Raw genomic sequence first — 740 nt, 5'->3', positions numbered from 1 at the left:
CGCCAAGCTCTGCTACAACGACTACAACATCGAGAACTGGACCGACGCCAAGACCCAGGGCGTCTACAAGATGGTCAAGGACTTCAAGTCCCGCGGTGTGCCCATCGACTGCGTCGGCCTCCAGAGCCACTTCGGCGCCGACGGCCCGCCCGCCAGCTTCCAGACCACCCTGTCCAACTTCGCCGCGCTCGGCGTGGACGTCCAGATCACCGAGCTCGACATCGCCCAGGCGTCCGCCACCGCCTACGGCAACGCCGTCAAGGCCTGCGTGAACGTCGCTCGCTGCACGGGCATCACCGTGTGGGGCATCCGCGACAGCGACTCCTGGCGCACCGGTGAGAATCCGCTGCTGTTCGACAACAGCGGCAACAAGAAGCCCGCCTACAACGCGGTGCTCACCGCCCTGGGCAGCAGCAGCGGCGGCAGCACACAGGCCGGGGACCTCACCTCCGGCACCGTCTACACGCTCTCCAACGCGGCCGCCGGACGCGTTCTCGACCAGCCCGCAGGACAGAACGCCAACGGCACCCCGCTCCAGGTGTGGGACGCCAGCGGTGCCTCCAACCAGCAGTGGCGGGCCGGCCGGAACAGCGACGGCACCTACACGCTGACCAACGTCGCCAGCGGCCGGGTACTGGACGAGCCGGCCAACCGGACGGCCAACGGAACGAGATTGACGGTCTGGGACGCCAACGGCGGCGCCCACCAGCACTGGAAGGCCAACCGGAACAGCGACGGCA

The 740-nt window shown here is 68.4% G+C and carries 1 protein-coding gene; it reads left to right on the top strand.

Annotated elements, in window-relative coordinates:
* On the top strand, nucleotides 1-740 hold a 740-nt coding region (locus POF73_RS45825; protein ID WP_272125484.1), incomplete at both ends, for an endo-1,4-beta-xylanase.

Source organism: Streptomyces sp. HD (assembly GCF_028369295.1).
Classification (GTDB): Bacteria; Actinomycetota; Actinomycetes; order Streptomycetales; family Streptomycetaceae; genus Streptomyces.
This window is presented reverse-complemented; position numbering and strand designations above follow the sequence as displayed.